This window comes from Mesocryomonas fontinalis (genome assembly GCF_055730125.2).
Window position 1 is genome coordinate 129,171 of the sequence record NZ_JBUZWG020000007.1, and the last position, 18,581, is coordinate 147,751.

Annotated in this window: 16 protein-coding genes; 13 read left to right on the top strand and 3 right to left on the bottom strand. The window is 69.8% G+C overall.

Features of this window, described 5'->3' with window-relative positions; translation table 11 throughout:
• Nucleotides 1-49 precede the first annotated feature (49 nt).
• From ACZL02_RS17525 to hisG, 9 genes are all read left to right on the top strand, one after another.
• Nucleotides 50-1,789, top strand: coding sequence for a pseudouridine synthase (locus tag ACZL02_RS17525; protein ID WP_472940373.1), 1,740 nt, complete (start codon nucleotides 50-52; stop codon nucleotides 1,787-1,789).
• Nucleotides 1,790-1,792: 3 nt separating this feature from the next.
• The gene (gene rsmD, locus ACZL02_RS17530) at nucleotides 1,793-2,353 is read left to right on the top strand and encodes a 16S rRNA (guanine(966)-N(2))-methyltransferase RsmD (protein WP_472940181.1); all 561 of its coding nucleotides are present in this window, start codon (nucleotides 1,793-1,795) and stop codon (nucleotides 2,351-2,353) included.
• A 170-nt stretch (nucleotides 2,354-2,523) separates the two neighbouring features.
• Nucleotides 2,524-3,978 (top strand): M16 family metallopeptidase, encoded by a 1,455-nt coding sequence (locus ACZL02_RS17535; RefSeq protein ID WP_472940182.1) that lies wholly within the window; start codon nucleotides 2,524-2,526, stop codon nucleotides 3,976-3,978.
• 13 nt (nucleotides 3,979-3,991) lie between these two features.
• Nucleotides 3,992-5,314 carry a M16 family metallopeptidase gene (locus ACZL02_RS17540; protein ID WP_472940183.1) on the top strand — a complete coding sequence of 441 codons (1,323 nt, stop codon included), beginning with the start codon at nucleotides 3,992-3,994 and terminating at the stop codon, nucleotides 5,312-5,314.
• A gap of 2 nt (nucleotides 5,315-5,316) precedes the next feature.
• Nucleotides 5,317-6,201, top strand: coding sequence for a patatin-like phospholipase family protein (locus ACZL02_RS17545; protein WP_472940184.1), 885 nt, complete (start codon nucleotides 5,317-5,319; stop codon nucleotides 6,199-6,201).
• 130 nt (nucleotides 6,202-6,331) lie between these two features.
• On the top strand, nucleotides 6,332-6,508 hold the full coding sequence (locus tag ACZL02_RS17550) for a hypothetical protein (RefSeq protein WP_472932244.1): 177 nt from the start codon (nucleotides 6,332-6,334) through the stop codon (nucleotides 6,506-6,508).
• Nucleotides 6,509-6,691: 183 nt separating this feature from the next.
• Nucleotides 6,692-8,311 (top strand): histidine--tRNA ligase, encoded by a 1,620-nt coding sequence (hisS, locus tag ACZL02_RS17555; protein WP_472940185.1) that lies wholly within the window; start codon nucleotides 6,692-6,694, stop codon nucleotides 8,309-8,311.
• A gap of 4 nt (nucleotides 8,312-8,315) precedes the next feature.
• Nucleotides 8,316-9,455: an ATP phosphoribosyltransferase regulatory subunit gene (locus tag ACZL02_RS17560; protein WP_472940186.1), complete on the top strand. Its 1,140-nt coding sequence runs from the start codon at nucleotides 8,316-8,318 to the stop codon at nucleotides 9,453-9,455.
• A complete protein-coding gene (gene hisG / locus ACZL02_RS17565; RefSeq protein ID WP_472940187.1) occupies nucleotides 9,452-10,147 on the top strand; it encodes an ATP phosphoribosyltransferase in 696 nt (231 codons plus the stop codon). Before ACZL02_RS17560 ends, hisG begins: the two co-directional genes overlap by 4 nt.
• Before the next feature lie 145 nt (nucleotides 10,148-10,292).
• Here hisG and ACZL02_RS17570 read toward each other — a convergent pair whose 3' ends face one another.
• From ACZL02_RS17570 to ACZL02_RS17580, 3 genes are all read right to left on the bottom strand, one after another.
• Nucleotides 10,293-10,967, bottom strand: coding sequence for a LutC/YkgG family protein (locus ACZL02_RS17570; RefSeq protein ID WP_472940188.1), 675 nt, complete (start codon nucleotides 10,965-10,967; stop codon nucleotides 10,293-10,295).
• Nucleotides 10,964-12,553, bottom strand: coding sequence for a LutB/LldF family L-lactate oxidation iron-sulfur protein (locus tag ACZL02_RS17575; RefSeq protein ID WP_472940189.1), 1,590 nt, complete (start codon nucleotides 12,551-12,553; stop codon nucleotides 10,964-10,966). The genes ACZL02_RS17570 and ACZL02_RS17575 overlap by 4 nt, the downstream gene beginning before the upstream one ends.
• A gap of 68 nt (nucleotides 12,554-12,621) precedes the next feature.
• A complete protein-coding gene (locus tag ACZL02_RS17580) occupies nucleotides 12,622-13,395 on the bottom strand; it encodes a (Fe-S)-binding protein (RefSeq protein WP_472940190.1) in 774 nt (257 codons plus the stop codon).
• 190 nt (nucleotides 13,396-13,585) lie between these two features.
• On the opposite strand from ACZL02_RS17580, the gene ACZL02_RS17585 reads away from it, so the two are divergent.
• The 4 genes from ACZL02_RS17585 to ACZL02_RS17600 all read left to right on the top strand — a co-directional run bounded on the left by ACZL02_RS17585 (nucleotide 13,586) and on the right by ACZL02_RS17600 (nucleotide 18,416).
• A complete protein-coding gene (locus tag ACZL02_RS17585; protein ID WP_472940191.1) occupies nucleotides 13,586-15,079 on the top strand; it encodes an FAD-linked oxidase C-terminal domain-containing protein in 1,494 nt (497 codons plus the stop codon).
• 11 nt (nucleotides 15,080-15,090) lie between these two features.
• On the top strand, nucleotides 15,091-15,663 hold the full coding sequence (locus ACZL02_RS17590) for a Uma2 family endonuclease (RefSeq protein WP_472940192.1): 573 nt from the start codon (nucleotides 15,091-15,093) through the stop codon (nucleotides 15,661-15,663).
• Nucleotides 15,664-15,665: 2 nt separating this feature from the next.
• On the top strand, nucleotides 15,666-16,886 hold the full coding sequence (glcE, locus tag ACZL02_RS17595) for a glycolate oxidase subunit GlcE (protein ID WP_472940193.1): 1,221 nt from the start codon (nucleotides 15,666-15,668) through the stop codon (nucleotides 16,884-16,886).
• Nucleotides 16,887-16,949: 63 nt separating this feature from the next.
• Complete coding sequence (locus ACZL02_RS17600; RefSeq protein ID WP_472940194.1) at nucleotides 16,950-18,416, top strand: heterodisulfide reductase-related iron-sulfur binding cluster; 1,467 nt, start codon at nucleotides 16,950-16,952, stop codon at nucleotides 18,414-18,416.
• The last annotated feature ends 165 nt before the right edge of the window (nucleotides 18,417-18,581 follow it).

The window sequence follows — 18,581 nt, forward strand, 5'->3', positions numbered from 1 at the left end:
CGGCGACGCGCCGGCCCGCAAGGTCTACCCCAAGAGCTTCGACACCGAGATGCCGGGAGCAGCGCCCGCCGGTGCCCGCGGTGACAAGCGCGAGACTCGCGGCGACAGACCCGACCGCAAGCCGCGCGACGATGCCCGCGCCCCGTCCCGGACAGCGTCGACCTCGGACGAGCCGGCCGGTTCGATGCGCATCGCCAAGCGGCTTGCCCGCGCCGGCGTCGCCTCGCGCCGTGACGCCGAGGGCATGATCGCCGACGGCCGCGTCAAGCTGAACGGCAAGATCCTCGACACCCCCGCCGTCACCGTCACCGGCCGCGACAAGATCGAGATCGACAACCAGCCGCTGGCGCCGATCGAGCGCACCCGGCTCTGGCTCTACCACAAGCCCTCCGGCCTCGTGACCACCAACCGCGACCCGGAAGGCCGGCCGACCGTGTTCGACCGCCTGCCGGAAGACCTGCCGCGCGTGCTGTCGGTCGGACGGCTCGACATCACCACCGAGGGCCTGCTGCTTCTCACCAATGACGGCGGCCTTGCCCGCATCCTGGAGCTGCCGGCGACCGGCTGGCTGCGCCGCTACCGCGTCCGCGCGCACGGAACGGTGACGCAGGCCCAGCTCGACGAGCTGCGCCAGGGCGTCGCCATCGACGGCGTGTTCTACGGCGCCGTCGAGGCGACGCTGGATTCCGAGAAGGGCGCCAATGTCTGGCTGACGCTCGGCCTGCGCGAAGGCAAGAACCGCGAGGTCAAGCGCATCCTCGGCCATCTCGGCCTCGACGTGAACCGCCTGATCCGTATCTCCTTCGGCCCGTTCCAGCTCGCCGACATGCCGGAGGGCTCGGTGCGCGAGATCAACGGCCGCATGCTGCGCGACCAGCTCGGCGACCGGCTGATCGAAGAGGCCGGCGCAGATTTCGACGCGCCGATCATCACCACCTTCACCAATTCCGTGGTGCAGGCCGAGAAGGTCGAGGCGCCCAAGGTCAAGAGCGAGTGGGTCTCGGCGACGACCGAGCGCCCGAACCGGCGCAAATTCGGCGACGCCAAGCGCACCGATGCGCTCGGCCGGCTCGACACCAAGCCACCGCGGCCGGGCGCGCGCGACGACCGCAGCAAGAGCGACCGACCGGACCGGCCGGACCGGCCGAGGGAAGACCGGCCCCGCGAGGACCGCAACGATCGCCCGCGCACGGGCGACCGGCCGGAGCGCTCGGACCGTTCGCGCGACGACCGGCCAAGAGGTGGCAGCGACCGTGAGGAGCGCACGGGCGGCGACACGGCGATGAAGACGCCGATGGGCCCGCGCCGCCATGCCAATGTGTGGACCGCGCCCGGCGCCCGGCCGGTCGGCGAGAAGAAGCTTGCCGCCCGCGAGGAGCGCGCCAAGGGCCGCGATCGGCCCCGGCCGAGCTTCGGCGCCGACAAGCCGACCGGCGACCGCCCGCCCCGGCCGGCCGGCGACCGCCCTGCCCGGCCTGCCGGCAGCCGACCGGGTCTCGGCGAGCGCCCCTCGGCCCGCCCGACCGGCGACCGTCCCGCCTATGCCAAGCCGCGCGAGGAGCCTGGCGAGCGTCCCGCCCGCAGCAAGGCGCCGGGCCTGTCGCGCAGCGCCGCACCGCGGGGCGACCGCAGCGAGGCGCCGCGGACGCCGCGTGCCCCCCGCAGCGATGGCCCCACGCGCAATGACGGCGCGCGCGGCGACGGCCCGAGGGGTGGCGACGCCCCGCGCGGTGCTCCCCGCGGCGGCGGCAAGGGCCCCGGCGGCCCGAAGCGCGGACCCCGGAGCTAAGCCATGCGCATCGTCGGCGGCTCCTTTCGCGGCCGGCCGCTGGCCGCGCCGAAGACCGACGCCATCCGCCCGACCACGGACCGGGTGCGCGAGACGCTGTTCAACATCCTGCAGCATCAGAAGAGCCGACCGCTGGAGGGCGCGCGCGTCCTCGACCTGTTCTCCGGCACCGGGGCGCTCGGCATCGAGGCGCTGTCGCGCGGCGCGCGCTACTGCCTGTTCGTCGAGGAGGGCGTCGAGGGCCGCGGCCTCCTGCGCAGCAATATCGAGGCTTTCGGCCTGACCGGCATCACCCGGGTGTTCCGCCGCGACGCGACGAGCCTCGGCCCGGCCGGGGCACTGGAGCCCTTCGACCTCCTCTTCGCCGATCCGCCCTATGGCAAGGGTCTGGGCGAAAAGGCGCTGGCCTCCGCGCGCGACGAAGGCTGGCTGCAGCCGGGCGCGATCTGCGTGCTGGAGGAAGCCGCGAGCGCACGCTTCCATCTGCCGGCGGGCTTCGTCCTCGACGACAGCCGTCCGACCGGCGACACGGTCCTGCGGTTCCTACGCTTCGGCGTGGCGTGAACGCCGGCCGGGCGGTTCGCTGTCCGCCGAAGACCGCCCGATCCGTCAACCGCCGGGTCGCCCCCGCGGCCACTACACGGGCGACCTAACTAAAACTTAATTGGCACCCACAGCGCGGAGCGGCCATAGCTGCCGCACGAGAACGAAAAAGCACAGGGATCGAACCGACGATGCATCGTTTTGCCAGGCATGCGGGGGTTTCCGCTCTCGCCCTCTCGATCAGTCTCCTGCCGCTCACAGCCTTCGCCGAGGACGCCGCCAAGCCGGTCGCCGCCACGACGGCCGCCGCCACCGCGCCGGCCCAGACCCCGGCCGAGCGGATGGCCGAGGCGGAAGCCAAGCGCCCGAAGAACGAGAGCTTCATGCTGGAAAACGGCATGCAGGTCGTCGTCCTGCCCGACCGCCGGGCTCCGGTGGTCACCCAGATGGTCTGGTACAAGGCGGGCTCGGCCGACGAGGTCGCCGGCACCTCGGGCATCGCCCACTTCCTCGAGCACCTGATGTTCAAGGGCACCAAGACCCATCCGATGGGCACCTTCTCCAACGCCGTGTCCGACATCGGCGGCGAGGAGAACGCCTTCACCAGCTATGACTTCACCGCCTACTACCAGCAGGTGCCTTCCTCGGCGCTGGAAGAGATGATGGGCTTCGAGGCGGACCGGATGGAGAACCTCATCCTTTCCGACGAGGCGGTGCTGCCCGAGCGCAACGTTATTTTGGAGGAGCGCCGTCAGCGCACCGACAACGATCCCTCCGCCCAGCTGCAGGAAGCGCTGCAGGCGACGCTCTACCAGAACAGCCATTACGGCATCCCGGTCATCGGCTGGCGGCACGAGATGGAGAAGCTGTCGCGCGAGGACGCGATCGCCTGGTACAACCGCTATTATACGCCGAACAACGCGACGCTGATCATCGCCGGCGACGTGACGACGGAAGAGGTGCGCTCGCTCGCAGAAAAGACCTTCGGCAAGGTCAAGCGCCGCGCCGAGCCCGGCGACCGCGCTACCTTGCGCCCGACCGAGCCCGAGCCGCTGGCGGCCCGCACGGTGACGCTGAGCGATGCCCGCGTCACCCAGCCGACCATGCAGCGCTCCTACCTCGTGCCGTCCGACACCACGGCGGCACCCGGCGAGGCCGAGGCACTCGACGTGCTCGCCGACGTCCTCGGCAGCGGCACGACCAGCCGGCTCTACCGGGCCCTCGTCGTCGACCAGGCGATCGCCGCCGGCGTCGGCGCCTATAATTCCAGCTCGGCGCTGAAGGAAGGCGAGTTCGGCGTCTACGGCACGCCGCGCGGCACCGCCGATATCGCCAAGGTCGAAGGCTCGATCGACGCCGAGATCGCGAAGATCCTGAAGGACGGCATCACGCCCGAAGAGCTGGAGCGCGCCAAGAACCGGGTGCGCAAGGCGGTGATCTACGAGCGCGACAGCCAGACCGCGCTCGCCCGCCGCTACGGCGCGGCGATCTCCACCGGCCGCACCATCTCCGACGTCGACAGCTATCCGCAGCGGATCGAGGCGGTCACCGTCGACAGCGTCAACGCCGTCGCCCGCAAGTACCTGCAGCCGAAGCGGTCGGTCACCGGTTATTTGCTGCCCGCCGCCCCCGCCGTCCGCTCCTGAGATCGAGGTTTACATGACGCAGATCACGCTACGCCCGATCGCCGCGCTCGCCCTCACCGCCGGCCTCTCCTTCTTCGCGCTCGCGCCGGCCGAGGCCGTCGAGATCAAAGAGGTGACCAGCCCCGGCGGCATCAAGGCGCTGCTCGTCGAGGACTACACCAACCCGCTGATCGCGGTGAACTTCTCGTTCAAGGGCGCCGGTTCGACCGCCGATGCCGAGGGCAAGGACGGCACCGGAAACCTGATGTCGGGCCTGCTCGACGAAGGCGCCGGCGACATCGACAGCCGCAGCTTCCAGGAGAAGCTCGACAATCTCGGCGTCAGCCTGTCCTACACCGCGAGCTACGACAACTTTTCCGGCTCGTTCCGGACGCTGGTGGAGAACGAGGCCGAGGCCTTCAACCTGCTGCGCCTCTCGGTCAATGAACCACGCTTCGACGACGAGCCGGTGGCGCGGATCCGCGGCCAGATCGAGACCGGCATCATCGCCAACGAGAACGATCCGGGTCAGCTCGCCTCCAAGGCCTGGCGCGGCGCGGTCTTCCCCGGCCACCCCTACAGCCGGCCGAGCGACGGCACCGTCGAGACGCTGAACAAGGTCGAGAAGGCCGACCTCGAAAGCTTCCGCAAGAACGGCTTCGCCAAGGAGAACCTCGTCGTCGGCGTCGTCGGGGCGATCGATGCGGCGGAACTCGGCAAGCAACTCGACGCGGTTTTTGGCGCGCTGCCGGCCAAGGCGACGCTGCCCGTCATCGCTGACGCGGTGCCGGTGACCGGCAAGACCGCGGCGGTGACGCTCGACGTGCCGCAGACGACGATCCAGTTCGCGCTGCCCGGCATCAAGCGCGACGACAAGGACTTTTTCGCGGCCTATCTGATGAACCACATCCTCGGCGGCGGCTCTTTCTCCTCGCGGCTCTACCAGGAGGTCCGCGAGAAGCGGGGCCTCGCCTACGGCGCCAACTCCTTCCTTGCCTCCTACGACCATGCCGCCGTGCTAGGTGCCTCGACCGCGACCCGGGCCGACAAGGCGCAGGAATCGATCGACATCATCCGCAAGGAGATGAAGCGCATGGCCGAGGAAGGCCCGACGCAGGCCGAGCTCGACAAGGCGAAGTCGTTCGTGAAGGGCTCCTACGCCATCCAGAACCTCGACTCCTCGCTGTCGATTGCGTCCACCCTCGTCGGCATCCAGCTCGACAATCTCGGCATCGACTACATCGACAAGCGCCAAGGCCTGATCGACGCCGTCACCCTCGACGACGTCAAGCGCATGGGCCAGAAGCTGCTGTCGGCCGACCCGACCGTCGTCACCGTCGGCCCCGCCGGCGCCTGACCATGGCGAAACCCCGCCGTATCGGCCTGGCGCTGGGCGGCGGCGGGGCACGGGGCCTGGCGCACATTCATGTGCTCTCGACCTTCGATGAACTCGGCATCAAGCCGGCGCACATCGCCGGCTCGTCGATCGGCGCGATCTTCGGGGCGGCCTATGCTTCCGGCATGTCGGGGGCGGAGATCGAGGATTTCGCGCTGGCAAGCTTTGCCAGCCCCCGTCTGCTGGCCGGCCGGCTCTGGGCGACGCGCCCGCCGACGCTCGCCGACTTCTGGGCCGATGGCGGCTTTCGCCTCGGGCAGCTGAATGCCCGGCGGGTGCTCGGCGCCTTCCTGCCGCCCGCGATGCACGTCGGGTTCGACGCCCTCGAAATACCGCTGACGGTGATGGCCACGGACTTCTACGCCCGCCGGGCGCTGGCGATCCGCACCGGCGACCTGATGAGCGCGCTCGCGGCCTCGGCGGCTCTGCCGGCCGTGTTCCGCCCGGTACGGCGCGATGGCCTCGTGCTGGTCGACGGCGGCATCTACAATCCCCTGCCTTTCGACCAGTTGCGCGACGCGGCGGAGGTGATCGTCGCCGTCGACGTCAATGGCGGGCCCGAGGGCGATGCCGAAAGGCTGCCGACCCCCGTCGAGGCGATGATCGGCGCGTCGCAGCTGATGCAGCAGTCGATCATCGAGACGAAGCTCCTGATCGACCCGCCCGACCTCCTGTTCCGCCCGCCGGTCTCCCGCTACGGCGTGCTCGACTTCCTGCGCACCAAGACGATCCTCGACGAGACGCGCGGTGTGCGCGAGGAGGTCAAGCAGCAGCTCGGGCGCCTGCTCGACCGCCCGCCGGTGTTCGAACTCGACGAGGCGATAGAGGCGCTGCAGCGCGAGGTGTGACGGCAGGAAACGCGTTGGTGCCGGGCTGTCGATCGGCGCGGGCGTCGCCGCGCTGTTCGCCCGGGCGCCGCCTGACCGGGAACAGGCACGATGGATCCTCGTTGCTCTGCCGACACCCGAGGAGATCGACATGACCGACGATATCAAGAAGACCCCGCCCGCCCAGCCGATGCGCGACGACAAGCCGACGCCCGGCGACCAGGAGCGGAAGATGACCAAGGAGGAAAGCCGCGACGACGCCGTCGACGACACCTTCCCGGCGTCCGATCCGGTGCAGCCAAGCCGGATCGACGGCCCGAACAACTAGGTTCGACGCCCCGTAGACGAGGTGCTGCCTGCCTCTGGCGGCGGCGCCTCCTCCTCCCCGCTTCCCCGTTCCGCTTGTCCCTCCGCCGCCTATCGGCTAAGCCCCCAGCACATTCGGCAACCAGGCGATCGCGTGTCCTCTCCGAGAGGGCGGCGGATCGGCGCGCGTTTCAGGCGGCAGAACATGGCTTCCAAGCCCATCAAGGTGAAGGCGCGGCAGCCGCGCGGGTTCGGCGACCGTGGACCGGACGATCTGCGGGCGCAGGACAAGATGCTCGGCGTCATCAAGGGCGTCTACGAGCGCTACGGCTTCGAGCCGGTCGAGACGCCGTTCTTCGAATACACCGACGCGCTCGGAAAATTCCTGCCCGACAGCGACCGTCCGAACGAGGGCGTGTTCTCGCTGCAGGACGACGACGAGCAGTGGCTGAGCCTGCGCTACGACCTCACCGCGCCGCTCGCACGCTATGTCGCCGAGAATTTCGACGCGCTGCCGAAACCCTATCGCAGCTACCGCGCCGGCTACGTCTTCCGCAACGAGAAGCCAGGTCCAGGCCGCTTCCGCCAGTTCATGCAGTTCGACGCCGATAGCGTCGGCGCGCCCTCGGTCGCCGCCGATGCCGAGATGTGCATGATGATGGCCGACGTGATGGAAGCGCTCGGCATCGCCCGCGGCGACTACGTCATCCGCGTCAACAACCGGAAAGTCCTCGACGGCGTGCTGGAGGCGATCGGCCTCGGCGGCGACGAGAACGCCGGACGGCGGCTGACCGTGCTGCGGGCGCTCGACAAGCTCGACAAGTTCGGGGTCGCCGGCGTGCGTGAGCTGCTCGGCAAGGGACGGCTCGACGACAGCGGCGGCAAGGGCGATTTCACCAAGGGCGCCGAGCTGGACGCGGACAGCATCGACCGGGTGCTCAGGCTGTTCGACATCACCGGCCTCGCCGCCGAGGCGGTGGATGCCGAAGGTCCGGGCTCGGTCCGCATCGCCAAGGCCCGCGAGGCTTTTGGCGACAATGCGCGGGTGGTTGAAGGGCTCGGTGAGCTCGAGCAGATCCGGGCGATGTGCCGGGCCGGCGGCTATGACGATGCGCGCGTGCTGATTGACACCTCGGTCGTGCGCGGCCTCGAATACTATACCGGCCCGGTCTACGAGGCCGAGCTGCTGTTCGACGTCACCAACGAGAAGGGCCAGAAGGTGCAGTTCGGTTCGGTCGGCGGTGGCGGACGCTATGACGGGCTGATCGCGCGCTTCCGCGGCGAGGCGGTCCCGGCGACCGGCTTCTCGATCGGCGTTTCCCGGCTGATGACGGCGCTGAAGAACCTCGGCCGGCTCGGCACCGAGGATCGCGTGGGCCCGGTCGTCGTTACCGTTATGGACCGTGACCGGCTGGCCGACTACCAGCGGCTGACGACGCTCCTGCGCGATGGCCTGAACCCCACGGATGCGGACGGCCAGTTCGTCGGGCCTGTCGTGCCCGTCGAGATGTTCCAGGGCAACCCGAAGCAGTTCGGCAAGCAGCTGGCCTATGCCGATAGCCGCAACGCGCCGCTGGTGGTGATTCAGGGCGGCGACGAGAAGGCCGCCGGCATGGTGCAGGTCAAGGACCTCGTCGAGGGCAAGCGGATCTCCGAGACCATCGCCGACAACGCCACCTGGCGGGCGACGCGTCCGGCACAGGTGACGGTGCCCGAGGCCGAGCTGCTGGCGACCGTGAAGGCGATCCTCGCAGCGCAAGCGGCGGACCGTCTTGGCGAGCGCGCGCCCGACGACGCCGACGGGCGCGTCGCCACCGGGGACTGACGCGATGGCTCCGTCCGTGCCCCCGGCGATGGATGTCGCCCTCGAGACTTTGTTCGCCACGCGTTCGACCTTCGCCGTGACGGTGCCGATCGTCCAGCCGGCGGACCCCTATCTCGACACCGCGGGCGAAGCGCTGCGCCGGCGCATCTTCCTCACCCGCGGCGAGAGCGGCGAGACGCTGTGCCTGCGCCCCGACTTCACCATCCCGGTCTGCCTTTCGCACATTGCAGAGGGCGCGGCGCTGCCGCGGCGCTATGCCTATATCGGCCTCGTCTTCCGGCAGATGCGGGCAGAAGGCTCGGAGTTTCGCCAGGCCGGCATCGAGGATCTCGGCGACCCCGATCGGGCGCGCGCCGATGCGCGGGCGCTGGCCGACGCACTGGCCGGGCTCGAGACCGCGGCGGGACCCGTGCCACTCGACATCGTTCTGGGCGACCAGGGCCTGTTCGAGGCATTCCTTGCCGCGCTCGGCCTGCCCGACGGCTGGCAGCGCCGGCTGGTGCGCACCTTCGGCGACGACATGCTGCTCGGCGCGGCGCTCGACGATCTCGCCCGGCACGACGGGCAGGCGCTGCAGGGCCTCGCCCCCGATCTCCACGCGCTCGCGAAGAACCGCGACATGGTCGGCCTGATCCAGGCGGTGCGGGCGCGGATGGAGGCGGGCGGGCTGTCGCCCTCCGCCAGCCGGACGCCGGCCGAGATCGCCGCGCGGCTGATCGAGAAGGTGGCGGTGGCCGAGGCGAGCCTCTCGGAGAGCTCGCTGCAACTGCTGCGCCGCTTCTTGGCGATCGACTGCCCGCTGTCCGACGCCTCGCGGCTGTTGCGGGGGCTTTCGGCCGAGAGCGGCATCGAACTCGGCGCTGCGCTCACCGTGTTCGAGCAGCGCAACCTCGCGCTGGCAGAAGCGGGCGTCGATCTCTTCGCCGTGCGCTACCGGGCGGCTTTCGGCCGGGCGATCGACTACTATACCGGCATGGTGTTCGAGATCCGGGCGCCGGGGGCGGCCCAGCCGCTGGTCGGCGGCGGGCGATATGACCGGCTGCTGACCTATCTCGGCGCCACCGTGCCGATCCCCGCGGTCGGCTTCTCGCTCTGGCTCGACCGCATCGCCGCGCTCGCCCCCGCTACCGGAGAGGCCGCATGACGCTGACGCTCGCCATCCCGTCCAAGGGCCGGATGAAGGAGGACGCGGTGGCTGCGCTTTCCGCCGCCGGCATCGAGATCGCCGGCGTCGAGGATGCCCGCAGCTACCGCACGAGCGTCTACGGCATCGAGGGGCTCGACGTGATCCTGCTGTCGGCCTCGGAGATCGCCCGCGAACTGGCCAGCGGCGGCGTCGCCTTCGGCGTCACCGGCGAGGACCTGGTGCGCGAGACGATCGTGGACGCCGACCACAAGGTCGAGATCATCGCGCGGCTCGGCTTCGGCCAGGCCGACGTCATCGTCGCGGTGCCGGAGGCCTGGGTCGACGTCGACCGGATGGAGGATCTCGGCGACGTCGCGGCCAGCTTTCGCCAGAAGCACCACCGGCGCCTCAGGATCGCGACGAAGTACCAGCGGCTGACGCAGGAGTTCTTCACCCGCCGGCACGGGATCCAGAGCTACCGCATCGTCGAGAGCCTCGGCGCCACCGAGGGCGCGCCGGCAGCGGGATCGGCCGACATCATCGTCGACATCACCTCCACCGGCTCGACGCTGCGGGCCAACGCGCTGAAGATCCTCAGTGATGGACTGATCCTCGCCTCGGAGGCCTGCCTCGTCATGGCAAAGGGCCCGCGCGATCCGGCCGAGGCGGCGGTCGTGGCGGAGATGCGCAGGCGTTTCACCAGCAACTGACGGCGCCCGCCAGCGACAAGCCGTGCGATGCCGTCGCCACCTCGGCGGTCGGGCGCTGGCTTGCCCGAGGTGAGGATCGGGCCACTATCCCGCGCGCCTGCCAGCCCGGCCGTCCCAGGCGTCCTGTGAAGGACGCGGATCCGTTCTACCCGACGAGGATGATGTGCAGCGCGCGCGGCCCATGCGCGCCGAGCAGCAGCTTCTGCTCGATATCCGCCGACCGCGAGGGGCCGGTGATGAAGTTGACCGAGCGCGGCATCTCGCCCTTGCCTTGCCGTGCCCGGACCAGCGGCCAGAGCGCCTCCATGCCACCGACGATGGCGTCGGCCTTGAGCACCACGATGTGGTTCTCCGGCAGGAAGTTCAGCGTCGTCGGATTGTCGGGACCGGAGAGGAGCATCAGCGTGCCGGTCTCGGCGATGCCGCCCTCGGCATGCGACAGGCCGTTGAGGTCGTCGCCGGCGCTCGGGCCATAGGCGACGGTCACAGCGGTGTCGGCGTAGTCGCCCTCGGCGAGCCTTGGATCGCTGCCCATGCGGATCGTCGCGGAGAAATTGTTGAGGCGGAGGTAGTCGGCGACGGCCTTCGGCACGTCGGCATAACCTGCGACCTCGGCGATGGTCGCGCTCGCCGCCTCTGCCATCAACCGGAACATCGCCTTGCGGCCGGCGGCATCGAGCTGACCGCGGGCGGGGATGACGCCGATCGGCGCGCCCGCGAGCCGGGCGTCGACGGCGGCCTGCCGCTCGGGATCGCGCGGCCGCCCGCCATTGGCGTGGCGGATGCGCGACAGCATGGCCTCGCGCGCCGAGCCGCTCATGCCGAGGCTCCCGTGCCGCTGGTGGCAGCAGCCGCCGCCGTCGCGGCAGCTTTCGCCGCCGTGGTCGCCGCGTCCAGCGCTTCGGCGGCGGCGGCGCGCGCGGCGGCGGCCTTGGCCGCGGCGATCGGCAGGCGCGCCTTGGGCAGCACCGTACCGCGCGCCGAGACCGCGGGACGCTCGCCTTGCCGGACCTGCTGCAGGAAGGTGCGCCCCTCCGGCGCCGGCAGATCGCGCCATTTCGTCCAGCCGCCGGCGAGCGGCAGCGCCGCGAAGCGCCGCTTGGCCCCGGCCATCGCCGACAGGATCGGCATCCCAAACGAGACCAGCGTGCGGTAGAGCGCCGGCCGCCTTGCCGTGAAAGCCCAGACGCCGAGACCCGAGCGGGCGACCTTCGGCTGCAGGTGCTGCTCGAACTCCTTCTCGCGCCAGTGCCGCATCATCTTCGGCAGCGGGATGTGCATCGGGCAGACGGCTTCGCAGCGGCCGCAGAAGGTCGAGGCGTTCGGCAGATTGCCGGCCTTGTCGATGCCCGAGAGGCCCGGCGTCAGCACCGCGCCCATCGGGCCGGGATAGACCGAGCCGTAGGTATGGCCGCCGACCGCATGGTAGACCGGGCAATGGTTCATGCAGGCGCCGCAGCGGATGCAGCGCAGCATGTCCTCGAACTCGGTGCCGAGCATCGCCGAGCGGCCGTTGTCGAGGAGGATGACGTGGTATTCCTCCGGCCCGTCGACATCCTCCGGCCGCTTCGGACCGGTCGAGAACGTGGCGTAGACGGTGGATTCCTGGCCCGTGGCAGAGCGCGCGAGGACGCGCAGGATCTGCGCGGTGTCCTCCAGCGTCGGCACCATCTTCTCGATCGACGCGAAGACGACGTGGCACTTGCCGAGCAGCTGCGTCAGGTCGCCATTGCCCTCGTTGGTGACGATCACCGAGGAGCCGGTCTCGGCGATCAGGAAGTTGGCGCCGGTGACGCCGATGTCGGCCTCGGCGTATTTCTGGCGCAGGATGGTGCGCGCCTCCGACAGCAGCGTCACCGGCTCGGTGAGGTTGCGCAAGGGGTCGAGATGGGTGTGGACGCGGCGGAAGTCGGCCTCGACCTGCTCGCGCGTCAGGTGCACGGCGGGCGCGATGATGTGGCTCGGATGCTCGCCTCTGAGCTGGATGATGTATTCGCCGAGATCGGTCTCGACCGGCACGATGCCGTTGGCCTCGAGGAAGGCGTTGAGGCCGATCTCCTCCGACACCATGGTCTTGCCCTTGGTGACCGTCTTCGCCCCGCGCCGGCGGGCGATGGCAAGGAAGATCGCCTTCGCGTGGTCGGCATCCTCAGCGAAATGCACGGTGCCACCGGCCGCCTCGACCTTCGCCGCATAGGCCTCGATGTAGAGATCGAGATGCTTCAGCGTGTGCTGCTTGATCGCCACCGCGCTGTCTCTGAGGGCATCGAACTCCGGCAGGGCATCGACCGCCTTCTGCCGCTTGCCGATGAAGCCCTGCTCGACATTGCCCATCGCCCGCTGCAGGTCCGGATTGGCCAGCGCGGTGACGGAGTTCGACTTGAAGGCATGTGAGGTGATCTGCATGGCTCAGTCCAGCATCGCATCGGGGTTGCGGAGGAATTCTAGCGCCGCAAGGCGCAGATTGCAGCCCGTCACAGCCGGCCGCCGATCGGCGGGGCGTCGATCATGCCTGCCAGCACCTCGGCGACGTGGCGGACCTCCATGGCGACGCCGCGGCGCTTCAGCTTGCCGTCCATGTTCATGAGACAGCCGAGATCGCCGGCGAGCAGCATGTCGGCGCCGCTCTCCTCGATCGCCTTCGCCTTCTTGGTGACGATGGCGTTGGAGATGTCGGGAAACTTGACGCAGAAGGTGCCGCCGAAGCCGCAGCAGACATTGGCGTCGCGCAGTTCGGCCAGTTCCAGGCCCTCGACGCTGGCGAGCAGCGCCCGCGGCTGGTCGTGGACGCCGAGCTCGCGCAGGCCCGAGCAGGAATCGTGATAGGTGACCGTGCCGGTGATGGCGACATCGACCGCGGTGACGCCGCGGACATCGGTGAGGAAGCTGACGAGCTCGAACACTTTTCCGGCAAAGGCGTCGGCGCGGCGCTGCCAGGCGGCATCGCCGGCGAAGAGCTCGGGATAGTGCTTCTTCAGCATGGCTGCGCACGAGCCGGAGGGCGCGACGACGTAGTCGAAGCCCTCGAAGGCGGCGATCACCTGTTCGGCGATGGCACGGGTATCGGCGCGGTCGCCGGAGTTATAGGTCGGCTGGCCGCAGCAGGTCTGGCTCTGTGGCACGGTGACGGTGCAGCCGGCATCTTCCAGGAGCTTCAGCGCGGCAAAGCCGACGCTCGGGCGAAACAGGTCGACGAGGCAAGTGACGAACAGGCCGACCGACGCTTTTTCACCCTGGTGCGTGCTCATGTCTGCTTTTCCCTGCGATCCCGCCCATCCCCTTGCACATGCGATGGGAATTAGAACTTTTCCAAGACGCTGACGGCGAGGGATAGCACATGCTAGGGTGAAGTACAGCGACTGGGATACCAGTTGATCGGGCGGCGCGGTAAGGTCGCACCGGGCCGCGGGCCCACTGGCATTGATCTGGGAGGATTGCATGGCCGTTCTGATGCCGAAGCCGAGTGCCGATATCCTCGGGCGGCGGGCCGCGATCGTCGCAGCGCTCAAGGCGATCGTGCCTGGCGAGGGCGTCGTCGACAGCCTCCACGAGATGCGGCCGTTCGAGAGCGACGGCCTGACCGCCTATCGCCAGCTGCCGCTGGTCGTGGTGCTACCGGAGACGGTGCGGCAAGTCGCCGCCGTGCTCGCCTACTGCCAGGCAGAGAGCATTCCGGTGGTGCCGCGGGGCTCGGGCACCTCGCTGTCGGGCGGCGCGCTGCCGATCGAGGACGGCGTGCTGCTGGTGCTGTCGCGCTTCAACAAGGTGCTCGACGTAGACTTCGACAACCGCTGCGCCGTGGTGCAGCCGGGGGTCACCAATCTCGGCATCACCCGCGCGGTCGAGCACCGCGGCTTCTATTACGCCCCGGACCCGTCCTCGCAGATCGCCTGCTCGATCGGCGGCAATGTCGCGGAGAATTCCGGCGGCGTACACAGCCTGAAATACGGGCTGACGGCGACGAACGTCCTCGGCATCGAATTCGTGACCATCGAGGGCGAGGTCATACGGCTCGGCGGCAAGCACCTGGACTCCGAGGGCTACGACCTGCTCGGCCTGATGACGGGCTCGGAGGGCCTGCTCGGCGTCGTCACCGAGGTGACCGTGCGCATCCTGCAGGCGCCGGAAACCGCGAGAGCCGTCTTGATCGGCTTTCCCTCGAGCGAGGAGGCAGGCGCCTGCGTCGCCGCGATCATCGCCAAGGGCATTATCCCCGGCGGCATGGAGATGATGGACCGGCCGGCGATCAACGCCGCGGAAGACTTCGTCCATGCCGGCTATCCCCGCGATGTCGAGGCGCTGCTGATCGTCGAGCTGGACGGGCCGAAGGCGGAGGTCGACCATCTCCTCGCCGAGGTCGAGGGCATCGCCCGCGCCAATGGCTGCTCGTCCGCCAAGGTCTCGACCTCCGACGAGGAGCGGGCCGTGTTCTGGGCAGGGCGCAAGGCGGCCTTTCCGGCGGTCGGGCGGATCTCGCCGGACTATTACTGCATGGACGGCACCATCCCGCGCAAGGCGCTGCCCGAGGTGCTGGCGGGCATGAAGCAGTTGTCCGAGACGCATGGCCTGCGCGTCGCCAACGTCTTCCACGCCGGCGACGGCAACCTCCACCCGCTGATCCTCTACGATGCCAACATGCCGGGCGAGCTGGAGGCCGCCGAGGAGTTCGGCAACGACATTCTGCGCCTCTGCGTCAAGGTCGGCGGCGTCCTGACCGGCGAGCATGGCGTCGGCGTCGAGAAGCGCGACCTGATGCCGGAAATGTTCACCGAGGACGATTTGAAGCACCAGCAGCGGGTGAAGTGCGCCTTCGACGCGAAGCACCTTTTAAACCCCGGCAAGGTGTTTCCGATGCTGCACCGCTGCGCCGAGCTCGGGCGGATGCACGTGCATGCCGGCAAGACGGCGTTTCCCGAGCTGCCGCGGTTCTGACGGAGGGCGCGATGACCATCCAGAAAGCCCTGAAGCACGATTTCGACGAGGCCGGGTTCCACCGCTTCCTGGAAGGGCGGCCGGAGGGGGAGCGCTGGCAGCTGATCGACGGAGAACCGTTCATGATGGCGCCCCCGACGCTGGTCCACCAGCGCATCGCGGCCAATCTCGCCCGCCGGCTGAACGATGCCCTCGACGTCCACCGGCCGGATCTCTTCGCCCTGCAGGAGGTCGGCATCCGGCTGGAGGAGCGGGAGACATTTCGCCCGATCCCGGACGTCGCCATTCTCGACGCCGAGATCGATGACATCCGCTATGCCACGGCCTTCTACCTCGCCGCCGAAGTTCTCTCGGAATCGAACACGGCAGAGTTCATCAGCCTGAAGCGCAGGCGCTACGCCGAGGCGCCGACCTGCGTGCACGTGCTGATCATCTCCCAAAGCGACATCGGCCTTGAGCTGTGGTCGCGCAAAAGCGGCTGGCACGGCGAAGTCTTCCGGTCGGCCGACGACGTGATTTCCTTGCCCGAGTTCGGCGTCTCGCTGCGGCTCGGCGACCTCTATCGGGGCACCCCGCGCGCATGAGCATGGCCGAAACCCTCCGCCCCGACATCCTCCACCCCCGCTCCGCCGAAGACGTGCGCGACGCCGTCGCCGATGCGGTAGCGGACGGCGCGCCGCTGGCGGTCGAGGGCACCGGCTCCAAGCGCGGCCTCGGCCGGCCGGTGCAGGCGGCGCGGACGCTGTCGCTGGCCGAACTCCAAGGCGTGACGCTCTACGAGCCCGACGAGCTGGTGCTCTCGGCCCGCGCCGGCACCGGGATCGCAGAGATCGAGGCGCTGCTCGACGCCAACCGCCAGCGGCTGGAGTTCGAGCCGCCGGACTACGGGCCGTTGCTCGGGCTGCCCGCGGGACAGGGCACGCTCGGCGGCGTCGTCGCCTGCAACCTCTCCGGCCCGCGGCGGCTGAAGCAAGGCGCGGCGCGCGACCACGTGCTGGGCGTTGCCGCCGTCTCGGGCCGGGCGGAGATCTTCAAGTCGGGCGGGCGCGTGGTGAAGAACGTCACCGGCTACGACCTCTCGAAGGGCCTCACCGGCTCCTTCGGCACGCTGGCGGTGATGACCGACATCACGGTGAAGGTGCTGCCGAAGAGCGAGGCCGAGAGCACCCTGGTGCTGCGTGGGCTCAGCGACGCGGACGCCGCGCAGGCGATGGCGGCGGCGATGGGCTCGCCCGCCGAGGTCTCGGGCGCCGCGCACCTGCCGGCCTACGTGGCGGGGCGGGTGGCGGCCGGGGCGCTCGGCGACGCAGCGGCGACGCTGATCCGGCTCGACGGCTTCGGCCCCTCGGTCGCCGCGCGCGCCGCCCATCTCGGTGCGGCGCTCGGCAAGGTCGGGCCCGTCGAGACGCTGGACGGCGAAGCTTCGGCAGCGCTCTGGCGGGACGTCAGAGACGTCAGGCCGTTCTGCGACGGCACGGCGAAGCCGGTCTGGCGGATTTCCTGCACGCCGAGCGAGGGCCATGCCGTGGTGATGAGCCTGCGCATGCACGCTGCCGTCGACGCCTTCTACGACTGGCAAGGCGGGCTGGTCTGGCTGAAGATGGAGGACGCGCCGGAGGCAGCGCTGGTGCGCGCGGCGCTCGCCCGCCACGGCGGCGGCCACGCCTTCCTGGTACGCGCCTCCGAAAGCGTACGCGCGGCGACCGAGGTGTTCCAGCCGCAGCCTGCACCGCTGGCCGCGCTCGCACAGCGCCTGCGCCAGCAGTTCGACCCCGCCGGCGTGCTCAATCCCGGGCGCATGGGTTAGCGCCGGCCCAGCCGGTCCAGCCCCACCCTTCGCCATTTCCTTCCCGACTTCCGGCAGGCTCCCATGCAGACGCACTTCACCCCCGCCCAGCGCGCCGATCCCGAGACCGCCCATGCCGAGGGGATCATCCGCAAGTGCGTGCATTGCGGCTTCTGCACGGCGACTTGCCCGACCTATGTCACCCTCGGCAACGAGCTGGATTCGCCGCGTGGGCGGATCTACCTCATCAAGGACATGCTGGAGAACGACCGGCCGGCGGACGCGACGGTGGTCAAGCACATCGACCGCTGCCTCTCCTGCCTCGCCTGCATGACCACGTGCCCCTCGGGCGTGAACTACATGCACCTCGTCGACCACGCCCGCGCCCATATCGAGAAAACCTACCAGCGCCCGCCGGTCGACCGGGCCATCCGCGCCGTGCTGGCGATGACGCTGCCCTATCCCGCAAGGTTCCGTTGGAGCCTGAAGCTTGCCGGGCTCGCGAAACCGCTCGCGCCGCTGTTCGACCGGGCCGGCCCGCTGAAGCCGCTTGCCGCCATGCTGCGCCTTGCGCCCGCTCGCCTGCCGGCCCGGGCCGCACCCACTGGGCACCGCGCCGCCCCGTCCATTACGGGATCGGCCGTTGTGGGACCGGCCGGTGCGGGATCGGCGGTTGCGGGCCCGGCCATGCCCGGACAGGCAGCCGAACGTCAGGCCTCCCCCGGAGAGGCGAGAGCCGCATCGCCCGCGGCCGTCGCGCCCGCCGCCGCCTTCCCCGGCGCGATACCCGCGCCCGCACCCCAGGCCGGCCGCCGCGTGGCGCTGCTGTCGGGCTGCGCGCAGCAGGTGCTCGACCCCGGCATCAACGCGGCGACGGTGCGGCTCTTCGCCCGGCTCGGCGTGACGGTGGTGGTGCCGAAAGGCGAGGGCTGCTGCGGGGCGCTGGTGCATCATCTCGGCCGCGAGGCGCAGGCGCTCGACTTCGCCCGCCAGAATGTCGACGCCTGGACGCGGGCGATCGAGGACGGCGGGCTCGACGCCATCATCGTCACGACGTCGGGCTGCGGCACGACGATCAAGGACTACGGCCACATGCTGCGCCTCGACCCGGCCTATGCCGAAAAGGCGGCAGGGGTCTCGGCGCTGGCGAAGGACGTCACCGAGTTCCTCGCTGCCCTCCCCCTCCCCGCCCCGGTCAACGCCACCGGGCTAAAACTCGCCTACCACTCCGCCTGCTCGATGCAGCACGGGCAGAAGATCACGAAAATCCCGCAGGCGCTGCTGCGCGCCGCGGGCTTTGCCGTCAGCGACGTGCCGGAAGGCCACCTCTGCTGCGGCTCGGCCGGCACCTACAACATCCTCCAGCCAGAAATCGCCCGGACGCTCCGCGACCGCAAGCTCGCCAACATCGCCAAGGTGGACCCGCAGGTGATCGCGACGGGCAATATCGGCTGCATGACGCAGATCGGCTCGGGGACGGACGTGCCGGTGGTGCACACGGTGGAATTGCTGGACTGGGCGTATGGCGGGGAGCGGCCGGCGGGGGTGTGAGGGAATGGTCGTTTAGGGCTGGAAAAGTCACGGACCCTTGCAACAGCTCAGTTTGGCCCATGCGCCTCTCGAAATAGAAGCTCTACCTCATCGCGATCTCCCATCCGGCGTGAGTCAGCACCTGAATTCCAGTCCTCGTCGACAAGACGCGGAGCTTGGAATGGG

Bases quoted from the DNA above. Each gene is read 5' to 3' on its own strand.
- ACZL02_RS17525 (WP_472940373.1), top strand. From the start codon at position 50: ATGCCGGGAGCAGCGCCCGCCGGTGCCCGCGGTGACAAGCGCGAGACT.
- rsmD (WP_472940181.1), top strand. From the start codon at position 1,793: ATGCGCATCGTCGGCGGCTCCTTTCGCGGCCGGCCGCTGGCCGCGCCG.
- ACZL02_RS17535 (WP_472940182.1), top strand. From the start codon at position 2,524: ATGCATCGTTTTGCCAGGCATGCGGGGGTTTCCGCTCTCGCCCTCTCG.
- ACZL02_RS17540 (WP_472940183.1), top strand. From the start codon at position 3,992: ATGACGCAGATCACGCTACGCCCGATCGCCGCGCTCGCCCTCACCGCC.
- ACZL02_RS17545 (WP_472940184.1), top strand. From the start codon at position 5,317: ATGGCGAAACCCCGCCGTATCGGCCTGGCGCTGGGCGGCGGCGGGGCA.
- ACZL02_RS17550 (WP_472932244.1), top strand. From the start codon at position 6,332: ATGACCGACGATATCAAGAAGACCCCGCCCGCCCAGCCGATGCGCGAC.
- hisS (WP_472940185.1), top strand. From the start codon at position 6,692: ATGGCTTCCAAGCCCATCAAGGTGAAGGCGCGGCAGCCGCGCGGGTTC.
- ACZL02_RS17560 (WP_472940186.1), top strand. From the start codon at position 8,316: ATGGCTCCGTCCGTGCCCCCGGCGATGGATGTCGCCCTCGAGACTTTG.
- hisG (WP_472940187.1), top strand. From the start codon at position 9,452: ATGACGCTGACGCTCGCCATCCCGTCCAAGGGCCGGATGAAGGAGGAC.
- ACZL02_RS17570 (WP_472940188.1), bottom strand. From the start codon at position 10,967: ATGAGCGGCTCGGCGCGCGAGGCCATGCTGTCGCGCATCCGCCACGCC.
- ACZL02_RS17575 (WP_472940189.1), bottom strand. From the start codon at position 12,553: ATGCAGATCACCTCACATGCCTTCAAGTCGAACTCCGTCACCGCGCTG.
- ACZL02_RS17580 (WP_472940190.1), bottom strand. From the start codon at position 13,395: ATGAGCACGCACCAGGGTGAAAAAGCGTCGGTCGGCCTGTTCGTCACT.
- ACZL02_RS17585 (WP_472940191.1), top strand. From the start codon at position 13,586: ATGGCCGTTCTGATGCCGAAGCCGAGTGCCGATATCCTCGGGCGGCGG.
- ACZL02_RS17590 (WP_472940192.1), top strand. From the start codon at position 15,091: ATGACCATCCAGAAAGCCCTGAAGCACGATTTCGACGAGGCCGGGTTC.
- glcE (WP_472940193.1), top strand. From the start codon at position 15,666: ATGGCCGAAACCCTCCGCCCCGACATCCTCCACCCCCGCTCCGCCGAA.
- ACZL02_RS17600 (WP_472940194.1), top strand. From the start codon at position 16,950: ATGCAGACGCACTTCACCCCCGCCCAGCGCGCCGATCCCGAGACCGCC.